Below are 21,851 nucleotides of genomic sequence, written 5' to 3'. Positions count from 1 at the left end.
AAAAAGCACCAGTGCTTAACTGGTGCCATTGCTGAACAAGGAGCGCCGTCATGAACCTGCATCAGTTCGCCGAAACCCATGAAGTCACCAACCAGCCACCGTCGTTGGACGGCACCAACCTGTACCGCATCGATCTGCCGCTGCAGGAGTGGTCGCGGCGTTTTGGCGCCGGTTGGGCCGAGTCGCGGATCGATGCCTATGGCGCACTGGCGGGTGGGCCTTTGATGGAGGCGGGGTTTCTCGCCAACCAGAACAAACCGGTATTTGCCAGCCATGATCGCTACGGTCATCGCATTGATCTGGTCGAGTTTCATCCGGCTTATCACGAACTCATGCGCACCGCGATCGAACATGGCCTGACCTCGCTGCCGTGGGCGCACCCGCAGGACGGCGCCCATGTCGCCCGCGCGTCGATGACTTATCTGCACAGCCAGGCTGAAGCGGGCAGTGGGTGCCCGTTGACCATGACCTTCGCCAGCGTGCCGGCCCTGCGCTTGCAGCCGGACCTGGCTGAACAGTGGCTGCCCAAAGTCCTCGCCACCGAATACGATCCGCGTAACGTCGGCATGGCGCACAAGGCCGGCGTGACCATCGGCATGGCGATGACCGAGAAGCAGGGCGGCACCGACGTTCGCGCCAATACCACCAAGGCTTATCCGGTCGGCGCCAGCGGCCCGGGGCAGGCGTACGAACTGGTCGGACACAAGTGGTTCTGTTCGGCGCCGATGTGCGATGCCTTCCTCACGCTGGCGCAGACCGACAAGGGTTTGAGCTGCTTCCTCCTCCCTCGTCATCGCCCGGACGACACGCGCAATCAGTTCTACATCCAGCGTCTGAAAAACAAACTCGGCAACCAGTCCAACGCCTCCAGCGAAGTGGAATTTCGTGGCGCACTGGCGTGGATGGTCGGCGAAGAAGGGCGCGGCGTGCCGACCATTATCGAGATGGTGGCGATGACCCGTTTCGATTGCATGGTCGGTTCCAGTTCGCTGATGCGCCAGGCGCTGACCCAGGCCAGCCATCACTGCGCTCATCGCAAGGTCGGCGGCAAATTGCTCAGCGAGCAGCCGCTGATGCAAAACGTGCTGGCGGATCTGGCCTTGGAAAGCGAAGCCGCGCTGGCCCTGAGTCTGCGCATGGGCAGGGCGCTGGATAACCTGAATGTTCGCCACGAAGCGCAGTTCGCGCGGCTGGTGACGGCGGTGGGCAAATACTGGATCTGCAAACGCGCGCCGGGGATGATCAACGAAGCCGCCGAATGCATGGGCGGCGCCGGCTACGTCGAAGACAGCATCCTGCCGCGCCTGTACCGCGAAGCGCCGGTGAATTCGACGTGGGAAGGTTCGGGGAACGTGCAGTGTCTTGACGTGCTGCGCGCATTGTCGAAAGAGCCGGGCGTGCTGGATGTGCTGTTCAGCGAACTGGGCGACGGCCATGGCGACAAGCGTCTGGCTGCGCATATCCAGCAGTTGCAGGCGCAATTCAAGGATACCGGTGATATTCAGTACCGGGCGCGGCAGTTGACCGAAGACATCGCGCTTGGGTTGCAGGCCAAGCTTTTGTTGGAGGCGGGGAATTCAACCCTCAGCGATGCCTTCATTGCCAGTCGCCTGAGCGGTGGAGGCCGCGTCTACGGCGCATTGCCCCGTGGGCTGGACGTCGAAGCCATCGTCGCCCGCTCGACTCCACAGCTTTTCTGACCCCACGAAACCCTTGTAGGAGTGAGCCTGCTCGCGATAGCGGTGCATCAGTCGATGCAAATGTCGACCGGTAGACCGCTATCGCGAGCGGGCTCACTCCTACAGGGATCGTATGTGACCGACATAATGTGCGGTTGCCAACATGCCACTGTTCCCGTGCGACCACGATGCAGGCAAGATGAAGCTCTGCAAGTCAGAACACAGGAAGCTGATCGTGACCGAAGCGTTTATTGTCGTTCAAACCGCCGAACAAGCCGTGGATCGTCTGGCCGAGCTGCATGAGCGGGCCACCACTGCGCTGAATTCTGCCCTCAAGCGTTACCTCAAGGACCGCGTCGAACCCGACGCCGAACAGCGTGCCCTGTTTCGCTATCCCGAACTGCGTCTGACCTATCACTGCCAGGGCGAAGTGCCGCAGACCACCCGCGCTTACGCCAAAGTGCAGTTGCCGGGCACTTACAGCGTCACCGTCACCCACCCGGCGGCGTTTCGCAAATACCTGCTCGAACAACTGACACCGTTGATGCACGACTTCACCGTGACCGTCGAAGTCGGCGTCAGCCAGCAGAACATTCCGTATCCGTATGTGGTCGAGCAGGGCGATGAACTGGCCGGTTCCGGCGTCACCGCCGCCGTGCTGGCGCGGGTGTTCCCGAGTACCGATCTGTCCGCTGCCACTGATGGCATTGCCGACGGTCTCTACGACTGGGAAAACACCGATCCGCTGCCGCTGGCGCTGTTCGATGCCGCGCGGGTCGACTTCTCGCTGCGCCGTCTGGTGCATTACACCGGCAGTGACTGGCGTCATGTGCAGCCGTGGATTCTGCTGACCAACTATCACCGCTACGTCGACCAGTTCATCGTTCATGGCCTGGAGCAACTGCGCAATGACCCGCGGTTCGTGCGCATGGTCCTGCCGGGCAACGTGATCATCGAGAAGAGCATGGATCACGGCGAAGCGTCAGCCATCGCCGCCGGTGTGGTCTGGCACCGTTACCAGATGCCGGCCTATCACCTGATCGCCAACGACGGCCATGGCGTCACGCTGGTGAACATCGGCGTCGGCCCGTCCAACGCCAAGAACATTACCGACCACCTCGCCGTGCTGCGTCCGCATTGCTGGCTGATGATCGGCCACTGCGGCGGCCTGCGTCAGTCGCAGACCATCGGCGACTACGTGCTGGCCCACGCCTACATGCGTCGCGACGGCATTCTCGACCGCGTGGTGCCGCCGAACATTCCGATCCCGGCCCTGGCCGAAGTGCAGCTTGCTCTGCAACAGGCAGCAGCGAATGTTACCGGCGAGAAGGGCGACGACCTGAAGAAACGCCTGCGCACCGGCACGGTTCTGACCTATGACGACCGTAACTGGGAACTGCGCTGGGCGCAGGAGCGGCCGTTGATCAACCTGTCCCGCGCGGTCGCAGTGGACATGGAAAGCGGCACGATCGCAGCGCAAGGTTATCGCCTGCGAGTGCCGTACGGCACGCTGCTCTGCGTCTCGGACAAACCGCTGCACAGCGAAATCAAATTGCCGGGCTCGGCCAACGCCTTCTATGAGCGTGCGGTCAGCCAGCATTTGAAGATCGGTATCGAAGCGGTGGATCTGCTGCGCACTGAACTCAACTCGCTGCACTCGCGCAAACTGCGCAGCTTCGACGAACCGCCGTTCCGCTAACGGTTATTCGTGGTCATTTGGCGGTCAGGGCACTAGCATTAACAGCCCTGATCGTTAGATGTCCTGTTCGCCATGTCCCGTCCTCCACGTCCACCTTCGCGCCGTCCCGGTGTGAAACCGCAATCGTCCTCGCCACGCCGTGTCGCAAAAGCGCCGCCGGCCGAGCCGAAACTGATCCTGTTCAACAAACCTTTCGACGTGCTGACGCAGTTCAGCGACGGTGAAGGGCGGGCGACGCTCAAGGATTACATCGATGTGCCGGGGATTTATCCGGCCGGACGTCTGGATCGCGACAGCGAAGGTTTATTGCTGCTGACCAACGACGGCCAGTTGCAAGCGCGCATCGCCGATCCGAAACACAAACTGGCGAAGACCTATTGGGTGCAGGTGGAAGGCGAGCCGACGGCCGAGCAGTTGCAGCGCCTGCGTGATGGCGTTGAGCTGAATGACGGGATGACTTTGCCGGCCGAAGCGCGGCAATTGGACGAGCCTGAATTGTGGCCGCGCAATCCGCCGGTGCGCTTTCGCAAAAGCGTGCCGACGAGCTGGCTGGAACTGGTGATTCGCGAAGGACGCAACCGTCAGGTGCGGCGCATGACCGCGGCGGTCGGGTTGCCGACGTTGCGTCTGGTGCGGGTCAGGATTGGTGACTGGACGATCGAGGGGCTCGATCAGGGCCAGTGGAAGGAAGTACCGGCGCGCTTATAAAGTGCCGGACTCGATCAGGGCGATCACCACACTCTTGATGATGAACGCGGCCACGCCCAGCCCCAGCACGAAAAACAGAATCAACGAGCCAAACCGCCCGGCCTTGGACTTCTTTGCCAGATCCCAGACGATGAAACCCATGAAAATGATCAGGATGCTGACCAGACCGGTCATCATCCACTCTTCAAATACGGCTGGATCCATTGGGTTTCTCCGGCATGGGTGCGGCTAAAAGGGCGCGGCGAGTATACGTCAGGGTGTGTGGGGTGGCATTGATCTGGGTCTGATCTGACGACTGACCCTCACCCTAACCCTCTCCCGGAGGGAGAGGGGACTGACCGAGGTGTCTGGCGTCTTGCATCGACCTGAAATATCGAGTCGATTATGGATTCACAACAGAACTTTCAGGTAGGCGTACTTCTAGAGCATCTCTCGGTCGGCTCCCTCTCCCTCCGGGAGAGGGCTGGGGTGAGGGCTTTTGATCAGCTACGCAAATGAGTCAACGGCAATTCAGTGCTGTTGAGCACCTGATTCAACACAAAGCTCGAGCGCACGCTGGTGACTCCTTCAATCCGGGTCAGATGCCCCAGCAGCAACTTCTGATAGTGATCCATATCCGGCACCACCACTTTCAACTGGTAATCGGCATCCACCCCGGTCACCAGACTGCACTCCAGCACCTGCGGCAACGTGCGAATCGCCGCTTCGAAATTCTCGAAGCGTTCCGGCGTATGCCGGTCCATGCCGATCAGCACATACGCCGTCAGGCTCAAGCCGAGCATCTTGCGATCGAGCAACGCCACCTGACGGGAGATATAGCCGTCGTCCTCCAGTTGCTTGACCCGGCGCGAGCAGGGCGAGGGCGACAGACCGATGCGCTCGGCCAGTTCCTGGTTGGAGATACGGGCGTCGCGCTGCAATTCCGCCAAAATGCTCAGGTCGTACCGGTCGAGTTTGCTCATCAATCTGTCCTTGGTTGTAACTATTGCGGCAGATTATCTATCCAGGGTTAAAAATTGCGCAAGCAGTGTTTAATTGAGCAATTTTCGCAATCATCTGTCGCGGTCTCAGGCCTATTCTTATCACCAGAATCACTGCTCGGTAACACAGTCCACGCGGCCCGCCCAATCAGGCCCGCCGCGGCCGCCACCCCCACCGGGGATGTGCCGGCCCCCGAGCTGCACACTGTCCAGAAGACGGCGTGAGGTGAGCCGACGTCAAAAGCGTCGAGCCAGGACGAAGTTCTCTAGAAGGGAGGCCGACGGGTCTCCCTTTTTTCTTGCCTGCGATTTCATCTTGGCGCCTCAATAAATAAGTCGCGCGACTGATAACCTGTTGCAGAACCCGGTAGGCCAGTTTCGAGTCTCAGCAACAGGCCCTCCCAACGACAGGCTCCCGCAGTGAGGAAAAGCATGAATTCGCGCATCTGGCGTCTGGCCGGTGTTGGTTTGCTGTGTGTGGGGGTCAGTGCGCAAGCGCTGGCCGATGAGCCGCAGAATCGCGGGCCGGGCAACGGGCCGCAGAACGACGGGATCATCCGTGGCGACAACAGCCGTCAGTTCGAACACAACGGCCAGCCGCCCAACAATGACGGTCAATGGCAGAACCGCAACCGTGCCGATGATCGTCCGCAACCGCCTCGGCAACCGGGCAACAACCTGCCGATCCAGCCGCGGCCCGACGCCGTGCGCCAGACGCAGGAGCCGCGTCAGGGTTACTACCGCGACGAACGCCCGCAGAACGGTTATCACAATCAGCAATGGCAGACGCGGCCGCGTCCCGATGACAACCGCTGGCCGGGTCGTCCGAACGGTCATGGCAATGGCTGGGGCCCCGGCCCGCAGTATCGCCCAGGCCATGTAATCGACCGCTTCCCGGATCGCGATTACCGCGTGCCGTATCGCGGTCAGGATTACTTCTATTCCGGCGGCTATTGGTACCGCCCGCAAGGCCCGCGCTACATCGTCGTGCAGCCACCGCGCGGGATCCGCATCCAGTATTTGCCGGATTACGCCCGTGAGGTGTGGATCGGTGGTTCGCTGTTGTTCCTCGCTGCCGGGTCCTATTACGCCTATCAAGAGGCGACGCAGGATTACGTGGTGGTCGAGCCGCCGCTGCAGCAACAGCCGCAATCCCAAGGCTATGACGTCGAAGCCTACCCGGCCAACGGCCAGTCGCCGCAGCAAGTGCAGCAGGACGGTTATCAGTGCTATCAGTACGCCGTGCAGCAAAGCGGTTTCGACCCGCGCACCGCGACGTATCAACCCGCGCCCGAGGTGGTTCAGGCTTATCGCCAGGCGCAGGGCAACTGCCTGAGCAGTCGCGGTTACCAAGTCAATTATTGAGTGCGGGCGGCGAGCACCACCTCCTGTGGGTCGGCGTGCACCAGCACTTCGGCCTTCGGATAAGCCCTGTGAATCGCCGCTGCCGCTTGATCGCTGATGCCATGGGCGACTGACAGGGTCAGTTCGCCCGGCAGTTCCAGATGCAATTGTACGAACCAGTGATTGCCGGAAATCCGCGTGCGCAGGTCATGTGCGCCGAGCACGCCCGGCACGCTGCAGGCCAGTTCGAGCATGTGCTGGCTGACATCGGTCGGCAGTTCTTCGTCCATCAACACCGAAAAACTCTCGCGGGCAATCTGGATCGCGCTCCAGAAAATATACGCAGCGATCCCCAGGCCGAACCACGCATCCAGTTGCGCGAAACCCATTCCGGCCAGCACCAGCGCGATCAGGATGCTGCCGTTGAGCAGCAGGTCCGAACGGTAATGCAGCGAGTCGGCGCGTACGGCGTTGGAGCCGGTCTGTTTGATCACCCGATGCTGCAACATCAGCAGCGCCGCCGTCAGCAGCAGCGAAAACACGATCACACCGATGCTCAGCCACGGCGCGCCAAGCGGCTCCGGCGTCTGCAAGCGCTGGTAAGCCTGGAACGCGATCAACACCGCACTGCCACCGATGAACAACGCCTGCGCCATGCCCGCCAGCGACTCGGCTTTGCCGTGCCCATAACGGTGATCGTCATCCGCCGGGCGCAGCGCGTAATGCACCGCCAGCAGATTGAGCATCGAGGTGACGCCATCCAGCGCCGAGTCGGTGAGGCCGGCAAGCATGCTCACCGATCCGCTGAGCCACCAGGCAATGGCCTTGGCGACGATCAACGTGCAGGCGACCGCCACCGAAGCGCGGGTCGCCAGCCGCAGAAGACGGGCGTGTTCGGGGCTGGAGGTCATTGAACGTCCTTTTTCAGGCGGCCGGTTGCAGGCCGAACATCGCCAGTTGCTGAGTGCTGCCCTTGTGCTGAATCAGACGCGGGTCGTCGAGAGGAAAGTCTTTACCCAGTTCGCTCTCAAGAATCGCCTGCAACTTGTGATTGTCGACCTGCCCGTCCGGGCCGATGGCTTGCTTGAGCTTGGCCGGATCGATCTGCGCGGTGTGGCCCGGTTCGAAATAGATCGCCCCGGTGGCGAAGTCGACGGCAAACGCGATCAGCCCGGGAATGATGTAGAACAGCAGGCCGACGGCATCGAGCACGGCAATCGCCGGGTCGATCTTGCCGTCGATCTGGCCACGGCGGTCCGGGTAGAAGATCGAACCGCACGCCGACAGTTGCGTGAGCAGGGTGGCAACCAGAACACCGCCAATCAGGCGAGAGGGTAAGCGCATGGAAATGTCTCCTGAGTCATCAAATAACGAAGCTTCGTCTTGTGAAGTTAAGACCCTGACGAACGTCAGACAGTTCGTCGTTATACTCGCGGCTCTGTTTGGGAGCCAGCATGATTTCTTTGCCGATCGACGATGTTTTACCCGCCCTGCGTGAAGCCCTCGCGTCTCGCCACGAAGCCGTGCTCGAAGCACCGCCCGGCGCCGGTAAAACCACCCGCGTGCCCTTGGCCTTGCTCAATGAAGCCTGGCTGGCCGGGCAGACCATCGTCATGCTTGAGCCTCGGCGTCTGGCTGCGCGGGCGGCGGCGGAGCGTTTGGCCAGCGAGCTCGGCGAACAGGTCGGTGAAACCGTCGGTTATCGCATCCGCCTCGACAGCAAGGTCGGCCCGAAGACGCGTATCGAGGTAGTCACCGAAGGCATCCTCACCCGGCGCTTGCAGGACGACCCGGCGCTGGAAGGCGTGGGCCTGCTGATCTTCGACGAATTTCATGAACGCAGTCTCGACGCCGATCTGGCGCTGGCCCTCAGTCTGAACGGTCGCGAGCTGTTTCGCGCTGAACAGCCGCTGAAGATTCTGCTGATGTCGGCCACCCTCGAAGGCGAGCGCCTTTCCGGCTTGCTCGATGACGCGCCGATTCTGCGCAGCGAAGGGCGCATGTTCCCGGTGACGATGCGCTGGGGCCGGCCGTTTCAGCCGGGTGAATACATCGATCAGCGCGTCACGCAAACCGTGCTTGAGGCGCTGCACGACGAGACCGGCAGCCTGTTGGTGTTCCTGCCCGGGCAAGCAGAGATCCGTCGCGTGCATCAGCAATTGGCCGACGCCATTGGCGAGCGCGTAGACGTCTTGCTGTGCCCGCTGCACGGCGAACTCGACCTCAATGCGCAACGCGCGGCGATCGATCCGGCGCCGTCCGGTCAGCGCAAAGTGGTGCTGGCGACCAACATCGCCGAGACCAGCCTGACCATCAACGGCGTGCGCGTGGTCATCGATGCCGGGCTGGCGCGCGTGCCGCGTTTCGACCCGGGCAGCGGCATGACCCGTCTCGACACGCAACGAATCTCCAAGGCCAGCGCCACCCAGCGTGCCGGCCGCGCCGGGCGTTTGGAGCCGGGCGTGTGTTATCGCCTGTGGTCGCAGGATCAGCATGAACAACTCGCGGCTTATGGCAGCGCGGAAATTCTCTCGGCGGATCTGGCCAGCCTCGCTTTGCAACTGGGGCGCTGGGGCGTCACGCCGAGCGAACTGGTCTGGCTCGACGTGCCGCCTGCCGCCGCGTATGCCCAGGCGCAGGATCTGCTGCAACGTCTTGGCGCCTTGCACGGCGACACGCTGACGGCCCACGGCCAGGCCATGGCTGAACTGCCGGCGCATCCACGCATCGCGCACTTGGTGTTGCGCGGTCAGGCGCTGGGCCTGGCGGCGATGGCCTGCGATGTGGCGGCACTGCTCGGCGAGCGCGATATCCTGCGCGGCGCAGGTGCGGATTTGCACAGCCGATTGGTCCTGCTTTCCGGCGAAGAGCGCGCCGGTCGAGGTGCGCAGGGCGGGGTGCAACGCGCCCGGCAACTGGCCCGGCAGTATCGCGGCTACCTGCGTGGCAAGCCGAGCGAACCGGTAAACGAGCCCGAGCATCCGCGCTGGCTCGGCGCACTGCTGGCGCTGGCCTACCCGGATCGCGTCGCTCAGCAACGGCGCGCCGGTGGTGCCGAATACCGTTTGGCCAACGGTCGCGCTGCGCTGTTCGCCGAGGCCGACAGCCTGATGAAGCATGAGTGGATCGTCATCGCCGACCTCGGAAGCCGTCAGGGCCAGCGCGAAGAACGCATTTATCTGGCGGCGGATTTCGATTCGGCACTGTTCGATTCGGTGCTCGCCGAACAAGTGCGCAGTGTCGATCAACTGGATTGGGATGAGCGCGAAGGCGTGCTGCGCGCCGAGCGTCAGCGCAAGGTCGGCGAGCTGATTCTCAGCCGTGAACCGTTGACCGGTCTTGATGAAAACGCACGCAGTCAGGCCCTGGTCAATCTGGTCCGGCGCAAGGGGCTGGAGTTGCTGCCCTGGACGCCGGAACTGCGCCAGTGGCAGGCGCGGGTGGCGCTGTTGCGCCAGCTCGATCTGAGCACTCAGGACGACAGCCAGTGGCCGGATGTCAGCGATGCGGCGCTGCTCGATTCGCTGGAAAACTGGTTGATGCCGTATCTGGGCAAGGTCTCGCGGCTCAGCCATTTCGCCAACCTCGATCTGTCGAGCATCGTGCGCAACCTGCTGCCGTGGCCGCTGCCACACAAGCTCGACGAACTGGCACCGCATCATTTGAGCGTGCCGTCGGGCTCATCGATTCGACTGGATTACAGCGAACAGCCACCGATTCTCGCGGTACGTCTGCAAGAGCTGTTCGGCTTGGCTGATACGCCACGGATTGCCGGCGGCCGGCAAGTGGTCAAGCTGCATCTGCTCTCGCCAGCGCGGCGCCCGGTGCAGGTCACTCAGGATCTGGCCAACTTCTGGCGCAGCACCTATGCCGAGGTGAAGAAGGATCTGAAGGGACGTTATCCGAAGCACTATTGGCCGGATGATCCCTTGGTCGCCGAAGCCACCGCACGGGCAAAACCACGGGGCACCTGACCTGCAATGGCAGCGCGCCATTAGCCCATCCGTGCTAATTGCCCTCGTTAGTTCAGGCTCCCAAAATCGCGGCCTGAACAATAACAAGTGTTGCTGCCTGCAACTTGTGCCCAAGGAACGGAACTGCCCATGACCTCTTTCTTCAAGTTCAAGAAGTTGATCTTCTTGTCGGCTGCGCTATTGGCCGCCTCCTGTTCGGCCATGGCCGAGGAACCCAATCCGATTGGCGACTGGTGGATTATCTACGGCAACGGCGTGCCCCAAAAAAACATCATGTACGTAGCGGACGCGACGTCGGTGGTGCCTTCGCAGAAAACCAAAGGCGCGACCATGGTCGCGGTGACCCTGGTTTATGAAGAGCCCGGCAAACCGATGATCGACGTCTACAACCTCGAAGCCCAGTGCTCTACCGGCAAGGTTCGGTTTATCAATGGCCAGTCCATCGAGCGTCTCGCTTACACCATGCGTCATCTGAAAGTTGCCAACCAATGGCAGACCCCGAAAGAGTTCTGGGTCCAGCAGGCGCTGAAGTTTGCCTGCGCGCCGGGCAGTCGCGCTAAAAACGACATGGCCGCCGTGGGCAAGATGGAATACCTGCAGATGATCGAAATGCTGCAGCAGATGTTCTTCAAGCTCGCGCCGATTCAGCAAAAGAGCCAGATGATGGACAACATCGACAGTCTGCTCGAACTCAAGAAATAAGCCGGGGCGCCAAATGACTTACACACGTTTATGGTTGGCAACCCTGTTGGCGGGGTTGCTGTTGAGCGGCTGTTCCACCATTGCGCAGAACCGCTGGGAAGGCCGCGATCTTCAGGAAGCACTGGACCTGTTCGGCACTCCCGATTCGATGAAAAAGGAAATCGGCGCGAACGGCGAACCTTTGGCTGTGCTGACCTGGTACAAGTCCGCGAGCTGGACCACCACCGAAGCGGCCGGTACTTCAATGAACCATACCGGCAACGGCATGGTGTACACCGAGCACTACCAACAGGTCGGTCATAGTTCTACCTGCAAGTTGCAGGCGAAGATCAATCAGCAGAAGAAGATCGCCCAGTTCCTGATCGAAGACGGGCGAATACTGCACGGCAAGTGCGCCAACGTCCGCTATGTTCCGGGCTACGTTCCGCCGGGGTTTTGAGCCGATCGCAGGCTATCTCGATGCGAACACAGTCTCGGTCCAGCCCTGCAAAGTGTATTTGCGATAGATCGGCGCGGGGATATCGGCGTATGGGGCAGAGACGAACGACTCCGGAATCACCGGGTCGGCTTCGTCGATCACCAGTATGTTCGCCGGGTTGTAGAAGTCGTAATCCAGCACATGCCTGTTGGTGGTAATGACTTTCTTGCGCGCGGCCATGGCTTCGAAAAAGCGGAAGCTCAAACCGGCCTGGCCGGGCTTGGAAATGTCGAGAATGATGCGCGAACGCTTCACCAGTTCGCCAACTGATTCGAGTGACATCCGCTGCTCGAAAAAGGTGATTCCCGGATGCGCGCCGGGAATCGGTTTGCACTGCACCAGAAATTTGTAATCGGTCACACCCAATTGATCGAATGCTCTGGCCAGACCTTCCAGCGCGGGCACTCGATCTTTCCCCGCCATCACCACAAAAGCTGAATATTCGCCGGGATCGCCATCGGCGACATAGTCGTCGTAAATAAAATTGTGCAGTTTTTTCAGACCGTATTGCTCGGCATTCTCCGGGTCGAACGAAAACACCTCGTCGTACACGGCCAGCGCCTCACGGCTCATGGGCCAGCGACTGAAACTGTCGTAGAGGTAGGCAATCCTGCGTTCGCTTGCGCTCAGCGCTGTCGTCAGTTGCTTGGGCTCGATTTGCGCCGGGTTGATGATCAGGGCAACGTCGAAGCGCCCCCCAGCCGCCACGGCCTTGCTGAACTGGCGCAACTGCGCCCAGCGATTGAGCGGGCGCCGCAAGATCTTCGGTGCGCGGTCGAAGGGTTTCGCCAGCGCAGCAGTGTCGATGAAGCAAACCTGGTCGGCGATACTCAAGTGCTCCGCGAGTTTGCGTGCGTAGCCACCGATGTCCTTGCATACCAATAAAATCTTCATGCTTTTCCATGTCTTGAATTCGGCGCGGTCGGGCCGTGGATTACCGATTGAGCTAGGGTGCCGCTGGCAGCAGGAACCGCGCAATCACGGGTAAGTGGTCGGAGATGCGCAGGGTATCGTCCTGCCGTACTTGCGCTTCCACGCGCTTGAGTCTGGGGCTGTAGAACAGATAATCGACCGTGCGATCCGGGCCGTTGAGGCCGGGGTCGTTGGGGTAATGGGTGAGCCATCTGGCCCGGTCGATGCCGCCGGCTTCGTTGTTGGTCGGGATCATCGGGTACTTGTCCCACAGCAAGTGCAGTTCGCTGTCGGCGGAGTAGGGCGTGCGGCGCTCGACGGGCAGGCGCCGGTACTGGCCCAGCGGCAACAGATTGAAATCACCACCGATCAGCCAGGGCAGGCCTTGGCTTTCGTATTTGTCGAGCACTTTGGCCACGGCGGCCACCTGCGCCTGCAAGTTGCCGTCCGGCTGGCTGGCGCGCTGCAAATGGGTGTTGAACACGGTCAGTTGTCCGCCATCGCTGAGCGGCAGTTTGACTGCCAGCAAGGCGTCTTTGGGCTGGAACTGACGGCTGATGAAGTTGCTCGGGGCGACCGGCAGTTGCAGGCGCTCGGCGTGTTCGATGCGATAGCGACTCAACGTCGCCAACTGGCGGCCGACGCTGCCGTAGATATGGGGCTCGGGGACGAAATCGGCTTTCCAGTCGAAGGCGCTGGCACTGCACGGATACAGGTCGGCGACGCGTTCCTGCAACAGCTTGAGCTGATTCTGGTAATCGCTGGCCTTGGCACCGTCGTCGAGTTCCTGCAACAGCACCACATCGGGTTGTTCGTCGCGAATCACCCGCGCCACTTCGTCGAGACTGAAGGCCATGTCTTCCAGCGTCGGCGCGTCGTCGTCGCCCTGCGCGAGATCATTCCAGAACACGTAGCGCTTGCCGGCGAGGAACTGCACGTTCCAGGTCATGACTTTCAACGCTTGCCCGGGCACCAGCGTCGGCGCCGTGGTGCTGCAATTGACCGGCAGGGTTTCGCGGGCGTCCGGGCGCCAGGTCAGGCTGAACAGCAGCACGCCGAACAGGACGACGGCGAGGATGACGAGCAACAGGGTGTAGCGCAGCAGACGGGTCATGGCTCGGCTTATAGCGTTACAGAAAGTGGCTCCGAGCATACCTGACGGCAGCGGCGAAGCCCAAGCACGGCGCGGTCAGACTGCTCCGTTACGTTTGTCAGGCAATTCGCTGATCAGCATGAACAGGCGGAACAGCACGACGCTGGTGAACAGTTGCAGGAAGCTGTGGGCGCTGTCGATCAGCCCGGCGATCAGCGGATTCTGCGGCTCGGGGTAGACCGCCAGCGTCGCGCCCTTGAGCAGCCACAGCGGCGTCATCACACAGAGAATGCACAGCAGGATGCGCCAGAAATGCCCGCGGGTCAGACGCAGACTTTCCTTCATCGCCTGCAACGGCCCGAGGCCACGCAGCACAAGCAGGTATTCGGCGAACGCGAGCATGACCATCAGCATCAGGCCCGGCAGGAAGTACAGCGACAGGCCGAGCAGAATCAGCAGGGTATTGAGCGCGGTCAGCACGGCGAAGCGCGGCCACAGGGTTGCAGCCATCGCCAGCAGGTCGCGGTTGCGCGGCGACTCGCCACGGCTGCGTGCATCGAGAAACAGAATCAGCGCGGCGGTGTACAGCGGATATACCAGGAGGCCGACGATGATGCTGACCCCGGCAAAGGTGTCCGGCCCGGTGGCGTGATCGACCGCCTGCTGCAGGAAGGCTTCGACAATCACCAGCGGCAGGCACAACTGCACGATGCTGCCCAGATGGCGTTTGAAAAAATACAAAGAGTCGCGCAGTACTTCGAGGGCATTCATCAGTCGGTATCGCAGGTCGAAAACAGTGGCTCACTTTAACCGATGCAACGCGGGCCGACACAAACGTAAACATTCGGTAAAGGCCATTGAAACGTTTTGTCACTGTCTCCATTACAGGAGAGCACCACACCCGGAGTGGGCGTGGGCACGTTATTACCGGCAATCTACGAGGTCGCCATGAACAGCGAAGAGCAAACCCTGATCGATGGACTGTTTTCCCGGCTGCAGCAGGCCGAAACGGAGGCAGCCCCGCGCGACGCCCAGGCCGAGGCGCGGATCAAGGAACACCTGACACGCCAACCGGCGGCAGGCTATTTCATGACCCAGGCGATTCTGGTGCAAGAGGCCGCGCTGAAAAGCCTCGACGAGCAGAACAAACAGCTGACCCAGCAGGTCCAGCGTCTGCAGGCCGAGTTGCAATCGGCCAAGGCGCAGAGCGGCGCTCCGGCAGCGAGCGGCGGCGGTGGGTTTCTGTCGAGTATCTTTGGCGGCGGCAGTTCGCGTCCGGCGCCGAGCCAGAGCGCAGCACCGTCGTCCAACGGCGGCTGGCGCGAACCGGCGCCGCAACAGAGCTACCAGGCGCCGGCACCGCAACAGAGCTTCGGTGCCGCGCCGAGCAACTATGCCCAGCAAGCGGCTCCGGCAGCCAACAGCTTCCTCAGTGGCGCTCTGAAAACCGCCGCGGGCGTGGCCGGCGGTGTAATGCTGGCGCAGGGCATCAGCAGCCTGTTCCATCACAACCAGCAACCGGAAGAAATCGTCGAGATCATCAAGGAAGAACCGGCGCAGGTCGCCGACCAGAGCAACAGTGGCTGGGGCGATGATCAGCGCGTGGCGGACAATGGCTTTACCGGCAATGACCAGAACGGTGTCAGCGACGCCGATTACAGCGATGACAATTCATCGTTCTTCGATGACGACGACTCCTTCGTCTGACCAACGGTCAGCATCGACCCGGGTGGCGAGGGAGCGTGCTCCCGCTGGGGCGCCTAGCGGCCCTTTCCTTTGAAAAGAGGGGCCTGCTGCGCAGTCCAGCGGGAGCAAGCTCCCTCGCCACACTGCTATTTACTGGCATACTGGGCGCCTTTTTCGGGCCTGAACGCCTGACCCCGCTTCGTGCGCTTGCGCGCTCACAGGAACTCCGGTGAAAAAAATCGCAGTGTTCGCCGATGTGCAGAACCTCTACTACACCGTGCGTCAGGCCTATGGTTGCCACTTCAACTACGCCGCACTGTGGGCGGACATCAGCAAGAACGGGCAAATCGTCGAGGCCTACGCCTACGCGATCGACCGAGGCGACAGCAAGCAGCAGCAGTTCCAGCAGATCCTGCGCAACCTCGGCTTCACCGTGAAGCTCAAGCCCTACATCCAGCGCAGCGACGGCTCGGCCAAGGGTGACTGGGACGTGGGCATTACCCTGGACATCATGGACGCCGCCGACCATGTCGACGAAGTGGTGCTGGCCTCCGGTGACGGCGATTTCGACATGCTGCTCGAACGCATCATCAACAAACACGGCGTGCAAGCGGTGGCCTACGGCGTCCCTGGCCTGACCGCCAACTCGCTGATCCGCGCCGCCAGCCGCTACGTGCCGATCGAAGGCGCGCTGCTGTTGAAGAACTGAGCTGAACCATTGATTTGAACGGAGTACACCCCGGTTTGGAACGCATTGCAGTCATCGACTTTGAAACCACCGGCCTGTCGCCGAACAGCAGCTGCCGCGCTACGGAAATTGCCGTGGTCATGCTGGAAAACGGCCGCATTGTCGAGCGTTACCAGAGCCTGATGAACGCCGGCGTGCGCGTCCCCGCGTTCATCGAGCAACTGACCGGCATCAGCAACGCCATGCTGCGCACCGCGCCGCCCGCCGAACGGGTGATGGAAGAGGTCAACGAATTCGTCGGTTGCACGCCGCTGCTGGCGCACAACGCATCGTTCGACCAGAAGTTCTGGGATTTCGAACTGGGCCGGATCAAGCGCACACGCCTGCAGAATTTCGCCTGTTCACTGCTGTTGGCGCGGCGCCTGATGCCGGCGGCGCCGAATCACAAGCTCGGCACGCTCACCACGTTCGCGCGCCTGCCGCACACCGGCCAGGCTCACCGGGCCATGGCCGATGCGGAGATGGCGGCGAACCTGATGGCGCATCTGGCTGATGAGTTGCGGGGCAAGCATGGGGTGCGCGAGTTGAATCACGACCTGCTGTGCAAGTTGCAGAAAGTCCCTGCGGCGAAAGTGGGCGAGCATTTGCAGCGCTATCGCTGATCCCTGGCCCAACACAGAACCCTTGTAGGAGTGAGCCTGCTCGCGATGATGGAGCATCAGTCGATGGAGATATTGACAGACACACCGCCATCGCGAGCAGGCTCGCTCCCACAAGGACCTTATTGGTCTCAGTTGCCTTCATTCAAAAGTGTACCGGCGCGATAAACAGGTTTTGTAGCTTATTTTCGCGCGGCGGCCTTTCTAGAATAACCAGTCCACAGAAATCTGACTGTCGAGCTGCCCATGCCTGCCTTGCGCCGTTTTTCACTGCCGTTGATCGCTGCGTTTTTTGCGTTGTACGTGATTTGGGGGTCGACTTATCTGGTGATCCGCATCGGTGTCGAATACTGGCCGCCGCTGTTGCTGGCCGGGGTGCGTTTCGTCATTGCTGGCAGCTTGATGTACGCCTGGCTGCGCTGGCGCGGGGCTCCAGCGCCGAGCTGGGCGCAGTGGAAAGCGGCGGGGCTGGTCGGCATTCTGCTGCTCAGTTTCGGTAACGGCGCGGTCAGCGTCGCCGAGCACACCGGTGTGGCCTCGGGCGTTGCCGCGCTGGCGGTGGCGACGGTGCCACTGTTCACCTTGCTGTTCGGCTATTTCTGGGGCGCGCGTAATACGCGGCTGGAATGGGCCGGTGTGGCGCTGGGGATCATTGGCATCGCCATGCTCAACATGGGTTCCAACCTGCAATCGAGTCCGCTCGGCGCTGTTTTGCTGATCTTCGCGGCAGCGAGCTGGGCGTTCGGTTCGGTGTGGAGCAAGCATCTGCCGCTGCCCGCAGGGGCGATGGCCAGTGCTGTGGAAATGCTGATTGGCGGCGTGGTCTTGCTGATCGGCAGCGCGCTGAGCGGCGAGCACCTGCAATCGATGCCGCCGCTCGAGGGTTGGCTGGCGCTGGCCTATCTGATTTTCTTCGGCTCGATCATCGCCTTCAATTCCTACATGTATCTGCTCAAACACGTGCGCCCAGCGGCAGCGACCAGTTATGCCTACGTCAACCCGGCGGTGGCGGTGTTGCTCGGCGTGGTGTTCGTCGGCGAGACCATTGGCATCGAAGAAGCGTTGGCGATGCTGGTTATCATCAGCGCCGTGCTGCTGATCAGCCTGCCGCAGTGGCGCCGGCCGGCGCAGCCACCGGTGGAAGAGGCGAAAGCCGTTCCGACGGAAGCGCGTACGAATTAGGGTAAACTGCGCGGCATTGCATCCCCGCGTGATTTTTTCCTACGGTACTCCCATGACTTTCGCCTCCCTTGGCCTGATCGAACCCTTGCTGCGCTCCCTCGAGACGCTCGGCTACCAGACCCCGACGCCGGTGCAGGCGCAAGCCATTCCGGCGGTGCTGGCCGGTCGCGACCTGATGGCAGCGGCCCAGACCGGCACCGGCAAAACCGCCGGTTTCGCCTTGCCGCTGCTGCAGTTGCTCGCCATGCAAGGGCCGAAAGTCAACGCCAACTCGGCGCGTGCGCTGATTCTGGTGCCGACCCGCGAGCTGGCCGAACAGGTCCACGAAGCCGTGCGCCAATACGCGGAAAACCTGCCGCTGCGCACTTATGCGGTGTACGGCGGTGTCAGCATCAACCCACAGATGATGAAGCTGCGCGGCGGCGTCGATGTGCTGGTGGCCACGCCCGGTCGCTTGATCGACCTGTTCCGTCAGAACGCGCTGAAACTGGATCAACTGCAAACGCTGGTGCTGGATGAAGCCGATCGCATGCTCGATCTGGGCTTCTCCGAAGAACTGGCGAATATCTACCGCATGCTGCCGAAAAAGCGCCAGACCCTGCTGTTTTCCGCAACCTTCTCTGATGACATCCGCCTGCTCGCCGGACAGATGCTCAACGATCCGCTGAGCGTCGAAGTCAGTCCGCGCAATGTCGCCGCCAACACGGTCAAGCAGTGGGTCGTGACAGTGGACAAGAAGCGCAAGGCCGAGCTGTTCGTGCACCTGATGCGCAAGAACAAGTGGAAGCAGGTGCTGGTGTTCGCCAAGACCCGTAACGGCGTCGATGCGCTGGTGGAAAAACTTCAAGGCCTGGGTGTGAATGCTGACGGCATCCATGGCGACAAACCGCAGGCTACCCGCCAGCGCGCACTGGACCGTTTCAAACTCAGTGAAGTGCAGATTCTGGTGGCGACCGACGTGGCCGCCCGTGGTCTGGACATCGAAGATCTGCCGCTGGTGGTCAACTTCGATCTGCCGATCGTCGCCGAGGACTACATTCACCGCATCGGCCGCACTGGCCGCGCGGGTGCCACCGGTGAGGCGATCTCGCTGGTGTGTGCCGATGAAGTGAACATGCTCTCGGCGATCGAAATGCTCACGCGCCAGACTCTGAAGCGCCAGAACGAACCGGATTTCGAACCCGAGCACCGCGTCCCGGATACCGATGCCAGCGGTCAGGTGATCAAGAAGCCGAAAAAACCGAAGAAGCCGAAAGTGTCGGGCGGTGGCGGCAAGCGCAATCTGGGCAAGTGGGTCGACAGCGGTGAGACCTCGGCACCGGAGCCATCGATCAAGCCAGTGCGCAAGGTGCCGGTGTTCAATACCGGGCCGCGCAAGCGCAAGCCTTGAGATCAAAAATCAAAAGCCCCTCACCCTAACCCTCTCCCAAAGGGAGAGGGGACTGATTGGGGGATGCTCAAGAAGTACGCCGACCTGATACGTTTATTGTGAATCCATAATCGACAAGGCTTTCGCCAGATCTCGCTCGGCTGACCGAATCCATAATCGACACGATTTTTCAGGTCGATGCATGACGCCAGACAACTCGGTCGGCTCCCTCTCCTCGGGGAGAGGGCTGGGGTGAGGGGGAGGGGCGACTCAGTTTCCGCGCCGTAACCATTCCAACATCCCTAAACCCGCCGCCCGTCCGCTGGCAAAACACCCGGTCAACAAATAGCCACCCGTTGGCGCTTCCCAGTCGAGCATCTCGCCCGCACAAAACACGCCCGGTGCCGCCTTGAGCATCAAACGCTCATCCATCGCTTCGAACCTGACGCCACCGGCGCTGCTGATCGCCTCGTCCAGCGGCCGGGTTTTCACCAGGGTGAGTGGCAACGCCTTGATCGCTCGCGCCAACAGCGCCGGATCGGCGAATGTCTCGGCATCGGTCAGCTCGCGCAACAACGCGGCTTTCACCCCATCAACCCCGACCTGACTGTGCAGATGCTTGGCCATTGAGCGCGAGCCGCGGGGTTTGCTCAGCGCCGCCTGCAATTTATCCACAGGGCGGCCGGGCAGCAGGTCGATGTGAATAACCGCCGCGCCGTAGCGATTGATTGCCTCGCGAATCGGCGCCGACAGCGCATAGATCAGGCTGCCCTCAATCCCGGTCGCGGTGATCACGCATTCGCCTAGACGCGGGATATCGTCGTTCAAACCGATGGCGATATTTTTCAGCGGCGCGCCGGCGAATTTGCTCACCATCAGATCGCTCCAGGCCTGGACCTCGAAGCCGCAGTTGCTTGGCTGCAGCGGCGCCAGATCCACGCCACGTTGCTCCAGCGGCAACATCCACGCGCCATCCGAACCCAGGCGCGACCAGCTGCCGCCGCCGAGGGCGAGCAGGGTGGCGTCGGGGTTTACGCTGAATTCACCTTCCGGGCTGGCGATGCGCAGCGCGCCGTCGGCGTCCCAGCCGAGCCAGCGATGGCGGGTGTGGATAACCACGCCGCTGTCGCGCAGGCGTTTGAGCCAGGCGCGCAACAGCGGCGCGGCTTTCATGTCGGTGGGGAATACGCGGCCGGAGCTGCCGATGAAGGTTTCGATACCCAATTCGTGAATCCACCGGCACAGCGCATCAGCATCGAATGCGCGCAGCAGCGGGGCGATTTGCGGCGCGCGTTCGGCGTAGCGCGCGAGGAACGCCGGGTAGGCTTCGGAGTGGGTGATGTTCATGCCGCCGACCCCGGCCAGCAGGAATTTGCGCCCCACCGAAGGCATGCCGTCATAAAGATCGACGCGGACTCCGGCCTGACTCAGCACTTCGGCGGCCATCAGGCCGGCGGGGCCACCGCCGATGACGGCGACGTGGGTGTTGGCGGGGACGGAATTCTGGGTCATGGGCGTGCGCTGCGGTATGGCGGGACAAGGCGCGCATTCTAACAGCCGAGCCCTCTGTAGGAGCTGCCGCAGGCTGCGATCTTTGCTGTGGATTTTTACAGCAAGATCAAAAGATCGTAGCCTCGGCAGCTGCTACGGGTTATCCACAGGCAGTTCCAAAGCGATGGTGGGTAATGCTGCATGTTTCAGTGACAGCCGTGTGAATCCCAGACCCGTTGCGCGCTGTGATGGAGGATGCCGTGGCGGCGGGCGAGGGCGTGGCGGTCCTTGCTGTAGCCACCGCCGATCACACCGACCACCGGAATGTCCCGGCCCAGGCAATGCCGCATCACCCGTTCATCGCGCGCGGCAACGCCCTCGTCGGTCAGTTGCAGATAACCGAGGGCATCGTCCTTGTGCACATCGACGCCGGCGTCGTAGAGCACCAGATCCGGTTGATACAGCGGCAGCAGGTAGTTGAGTGTGTCATCGACCACCCGCAGAAAATCGGCATCGCCCATGCCCTTGGGCAGCGGAATGTCCCAGTCGCTGTCGGCCTTGCGTGCGGGAAAATTCTTCTCGCAGTGCAGGGAAACGGTAACCGCCTCCGGCGTGTCGTGCAGAATCCGCGCCGTGCCGTCGCCCTGATGCACATCGCAGTCGAAGATCAGCACGCGATTGACCCGGCCGCTTTGCAACAGGTACTGACTGATGATCGCCAGGTCATTGAAGATGCAGAAGCCAGCCGGGTAATCGTAATGGGCGTGATGGGTGCCGCCGGCCAGATGACAGGCCAGGCCATGCTCAAGGGCTTTCTCTGCCGCGAGGATCGAACCGCCCACCGCGCGCACGGTGCGCCGCGCCAGCGCTTCGTTCCACGGCAGGCCGAGGCGCCGTTGGTCTTCGCGGGACAACTCGCCGCTCATGTAGCGTTCGATATAGCTGCGGTCATGGGCGAGGGCGAGGATGTCGTTGGGGCAGATCTGCGGGCGCAGCAGGTCGGCGTCGCGGGTCAGGCCGCTATCGACCAGGTGATCGCGCAACAGACGAAACTTGTCCATGGGGAAGCGGTGATCCGCCGGGAACTCGGGGCTGTAGTCTTCGTGATAGATCAACGGCAAGGGCATGGCTTGTTTCGCGCAGAACCTGGGAACAAGTGAGCGATCCTACCAGCGATGTAGACTCAACGGCATGGAAATGGAGGGGA

The 21,851-nt window shown here is 61.8% G+C and carries 21 protein-coding genes; 12 read left to right on the top strand and 9 right to left on the bottom strand.

Going from position 1 to position 21,851, the window contains the following annotated elements; translation table 11 throughout:
• Positions 1-50: 50 nt before the first annotated feature.
• The 3 genes from DCO47_RS06510 to DCO47_RS06495 all read left to right on the top strand — a co-directional run bounded on the left by DCO47_RS06510 (position 51) and on the right by DCO47_RS06495 (position 4,086).
• On the top strand, positions 51-1,700 hold the full coding sequence (locus DCO47_RS06510; RefSeq protein WP_064364067.1) for an acyl-CoA dehydrogenase family protein: 1,650 nt from the start codon (positions 51-53) through the stop codon (positions 1,698-1,700).
• Positions 1,701-1,878: 178 nt separating this feature from the next.
• A complete protein-coding gene (amn, locus tag DCO47_RS06500) occupies positions 1,879-3,378 on the top strand; it encodes an AMP nucleosidase (protein WP_161806087.1) in 1,500 nt (499 codons plus the stop codon).
• A 72-nt stretch (positions 3,379-3,450) separates the two neighbouring features.
• Complete coding sequence (locus DCO47_RS06495) at positions 3,451-4,086, top strand: pseudouridine synthase (protein WP_042610561.1); 636 nt, start codon at positions 3,451-3,453, stop codon at positions 4,084-4,086.
• Here the strand turns inward: DCO47_RS06495 and DCO47_RS06490 are convergent.
• Complete coding sequence (locus DCO47_RS06490; RefSeq protein WP_116657758.1) at positions 4,081-4,290, bottom strand: DUF2788 domain-containing protein; 210 nt, start codon at positions 4,288-4,290, stop codon at positions 4,081-4,083. The two genes, DCO47_RS06495 and DCO47_RS06490, sit on opposite strands and share 6 nt — an antisense overlap.
• A 278-nt stretch (positions 4,291-4,568) precedes the next feature.
• Positions 4,569-5,048, bottom strand: coding sequence for an Lrp/AsnC family transcriptional regulator (locus DCO47_RS06485; protein ID WP_007909658.1), 480 nt, complete (start codon positions 5,046-5,048; stop codon positions 4,569-4,571).
• A gap of 450 nt (positions 5,049-5,498) precedes the next feature.
• Between DCO47_RS06485 and DCO47_RS06480 the strand changes: the two genes are divergently transcribed.
• Positions 5,499-6,431: a DUF6515 family protein gene (locus DCO47_RS06480; RefSeq protein WP_116657757.1), complete on the top strand. Its 933-nt coding sequence runs from the start codon at positions 5,499-5,501 to the stop codon at positions 6,429-6,431.
• On the opposite strand, the gene DCO47_RS06475 is transcribed toward DCO47_RS06480, so the two are convergent.
• Together DCO47_RS06475 and DCO47_RS06470 are read right to left on the bottom strand one after the other, a co-directional pair.
• The gene (locus DCO47_RS06475) at positions 6,425-7,321 is read right to left on the bottom strand and encodes a cation diffusion facilitator family transporter (RefSeq protein ID WP_064364070.1); all 897 of its coding nucleotides are present in this window, start codon (positions 7,319-7,321) and stop codon (positions 6,425-6,427) included. The two genes, DCO47_RS06480 and DCO47_RS06475, sit on opposite strands and share 7 nt — an antisense overlap.
• Before the next feature lie 13 nt (positions 7,322-7,334).
• Positions 7,335-7,754, bottom strand: a complete 420-nt coding sequence (locus tag DCO47_RS06470) for a hypothetical protein (RefSeq protein ID WP_042610556.1) — start codon at positions 7,752-7,754, stop codon at positions 7,335-7,337.
• Between the two features lie 110 nt (positions 7,755-7,864).
• Here DCO47_RS06470 and hrpB point away from each other — a divergent pair, with 110 nt between their 5' ends.
• The 3 genes from hrpB (at position 7,865) to DCO47_RS06455 (ending at position 11,525) form a co-directional block, all read left to right on the top strand.
• A complete protein-coding gene (gene hrpB / locus DCO47_RS06465; RefSeq protein ID WP_116657756.1) occupies positions 7,865-10,384 on the top strand; it encodes an ATP-dependent helicase HrpB in 2,520 nt (839 codons plus the stop codon).
• Between the two features lie 129 nt (positions 10,385-10,513).
• Positions 10,514-11,086: a hypothetical protein gene (locus tag DCO47_RS06460; protein ID WP_116657755.1), complete on the top strand. Its 573-nt coding sequence runs from the start codon at positions 10,514-10,516 to the stop codon at positions 11,084-11,086.
• A 13-nt stretch (positions 11,087-11,099) separates the two neighbouring features.
• Positions 11,100-11,525 (top strand): hypothetical protein, encoded by a 426-nt coding sequence (locus tag DCO47_RS06455; protein ID WP_064364073.1) that lies wholly within the window; start codon positions 11,100-11,102, stop codon positions 11,523-11,525.
• A gap of 12 nt (positions 11,526-11,537) precedes the next feature.
• Here the strand turns inward: DCO47_RS06455 and DCO47_RS06450 are convergent, their stop codons facing one another.
• From DCO47_RS06450 to DCO47_RS06440, 3 genes are all read right to left on the bottom strand, one after another.
• Positions 11,538-12,458, bottom strand: a complete 921-nt coding sequence (locus DCO47_RS06450; protein WP_064364074.1) for a hypothetical protein — start codon at positions 12,456-12,458, stop codon at positions 11,538-11,540.
• A gap of 52 nt (positions 12,459-12,510) precedes the next feature.
• Entirely contained in the window at positions 12,511-13,590 is a 1,080-nt protein-coding gene (locus DCO47_RS06445) for an endonuclease/exonuclease/phosphatase family protein (protein WP_116657754.1), read from the bottom strand.
• 75 nt (positions 13,591-13,665) lie between these two features.
• Positions 13,666-14,340, bottom strand: a complete 675-nt coding sequence (locus tag DCO47_RS06440; RefSeq protein WP_016773061.1) for a YciC family protein — start codon at positions 14,338-14,340, stop codon at positions 13,666-13,668.
• Positions 14,341-14,517: 177 nt separating this feature from the next.
• Here DCO47_RS06440 and DCO47_RS06435 point away from each other — a divergent pair, with 177 nt between their 5' ends.
• The 5 genes from DCO47_RS06435 (at position 14,518) to DCO47_RS06415 (ending at position 19,174) form a co-directional block, all read left to right on the top strand.
• Positions 14,518-15,276 carry a DUF2076 domain-containing protein gene (locus tag DCO47_RS06435; protein ID WP_116657753.1) on the top strand — a complete coding sequence of 253 codons (759 nt, stop codon included), beginning with the start codon at positions 14,518-14,520 and terminating at the stop codon, positions 15,274-15,276.
• Between the two features lie 208 nt (positions 15,277-15,484).
• Positions 15,485-15,964 (top strand): NYN domain-containing protein, encoded by a 480-nt coding sequence (locus tag DCO47_RS06430; RefSeq protein ID WP_016773064.1) that lies wholly within the window; start codon positions 15,485-15,487, stop codon positions 15,962-15,964.
• A gap of 35 nt (positions 15,965-15,999) precedes the next feature.
• Positions 16,000-16,605, top strand: a complete 606-nt coding sequence (locus DCO47_RS06425; protein ID WP_042610549.1) for a PolC-type DNA polymerase III — start codon at positions 16,000-16,002, stop codon at positions 16,603-16,605.
• Between the two features lie 243 nt (positions 16,606-16,848).
• Positions 16,849-17,784, top strand: a complete 936-nt coding sequence (yedA, locus tag DCO47_RS06420) for a drug/metabolite exporter YedA (RefSeq protein WP_116657752.1) — start codon at positions 16,849-16,851, stop codon at positions 17,782-17,784.
• Positions 17,785-17,836: 52 nt separating this feature from the next.
• Positions 17,837-19,174, top strand: coding sequence for a DEAD/DEAH box helicase (locus DCO47_RS06415; protein WP_065615631.1), 1,338 nt, complete (start codon positions 17,837-17,839; stop codon positions 19,172-19,174).
• 249 nt (positions 19,175-19,423) lie between these two features.
• Here the strand turns inward: DCO47_RS06415 and DCO47_RS06410 are convergent, their stop codons facing one another.
• Both DCO47_RS06410 and DCO47_RS06405 read right to left on the bottom strand, forming a co-directional pair.
• The gene (locus DCO47_RS06410) at positions 19,424-20,665 is read right to left on the bottom strand and encodes a TIGR03862 family flavoprotein (RefSeq protein ID WP_116657751.1); all 1,242 of its coding nucleotides are present in this window, start codon (positions 20,663-20,665) and stop codon (positions 19,424-19,426) included.
• Positions 20,666-20,850: 185 nt separating this feature from the next.
• The gene (locus DCO47_RS06405; RefSeq protein WP_116657750.1) at positions 20,851-21,771 is read right to left on the bottom strand and encodes a histone deacetylase; all 921 of its coding nucleotides are present in this window, start codon (positions 21,769-21,771) and stop codon (positions 20,851-20,853) included.
• Positions 21,772-21,851 lie beyond the last annotated feature (80 nt).

This window comes from Pseudomonas sp. NDM, from assembly GCF_003105095.1.
Taxonomy (GTDB): Bacteria; Pseudomonadota; Gammaproteobacteria; order Pseudomonadales; family Pseudomonadaceae; genus Aquipseudomonas; species Aquipseudomonas moraviensis_A.
The sequence above is the reverse complement of the archived record's forward strand: the minus strand, read 5'-3'. Positions and strand labels throughout refer to the sequence as shown.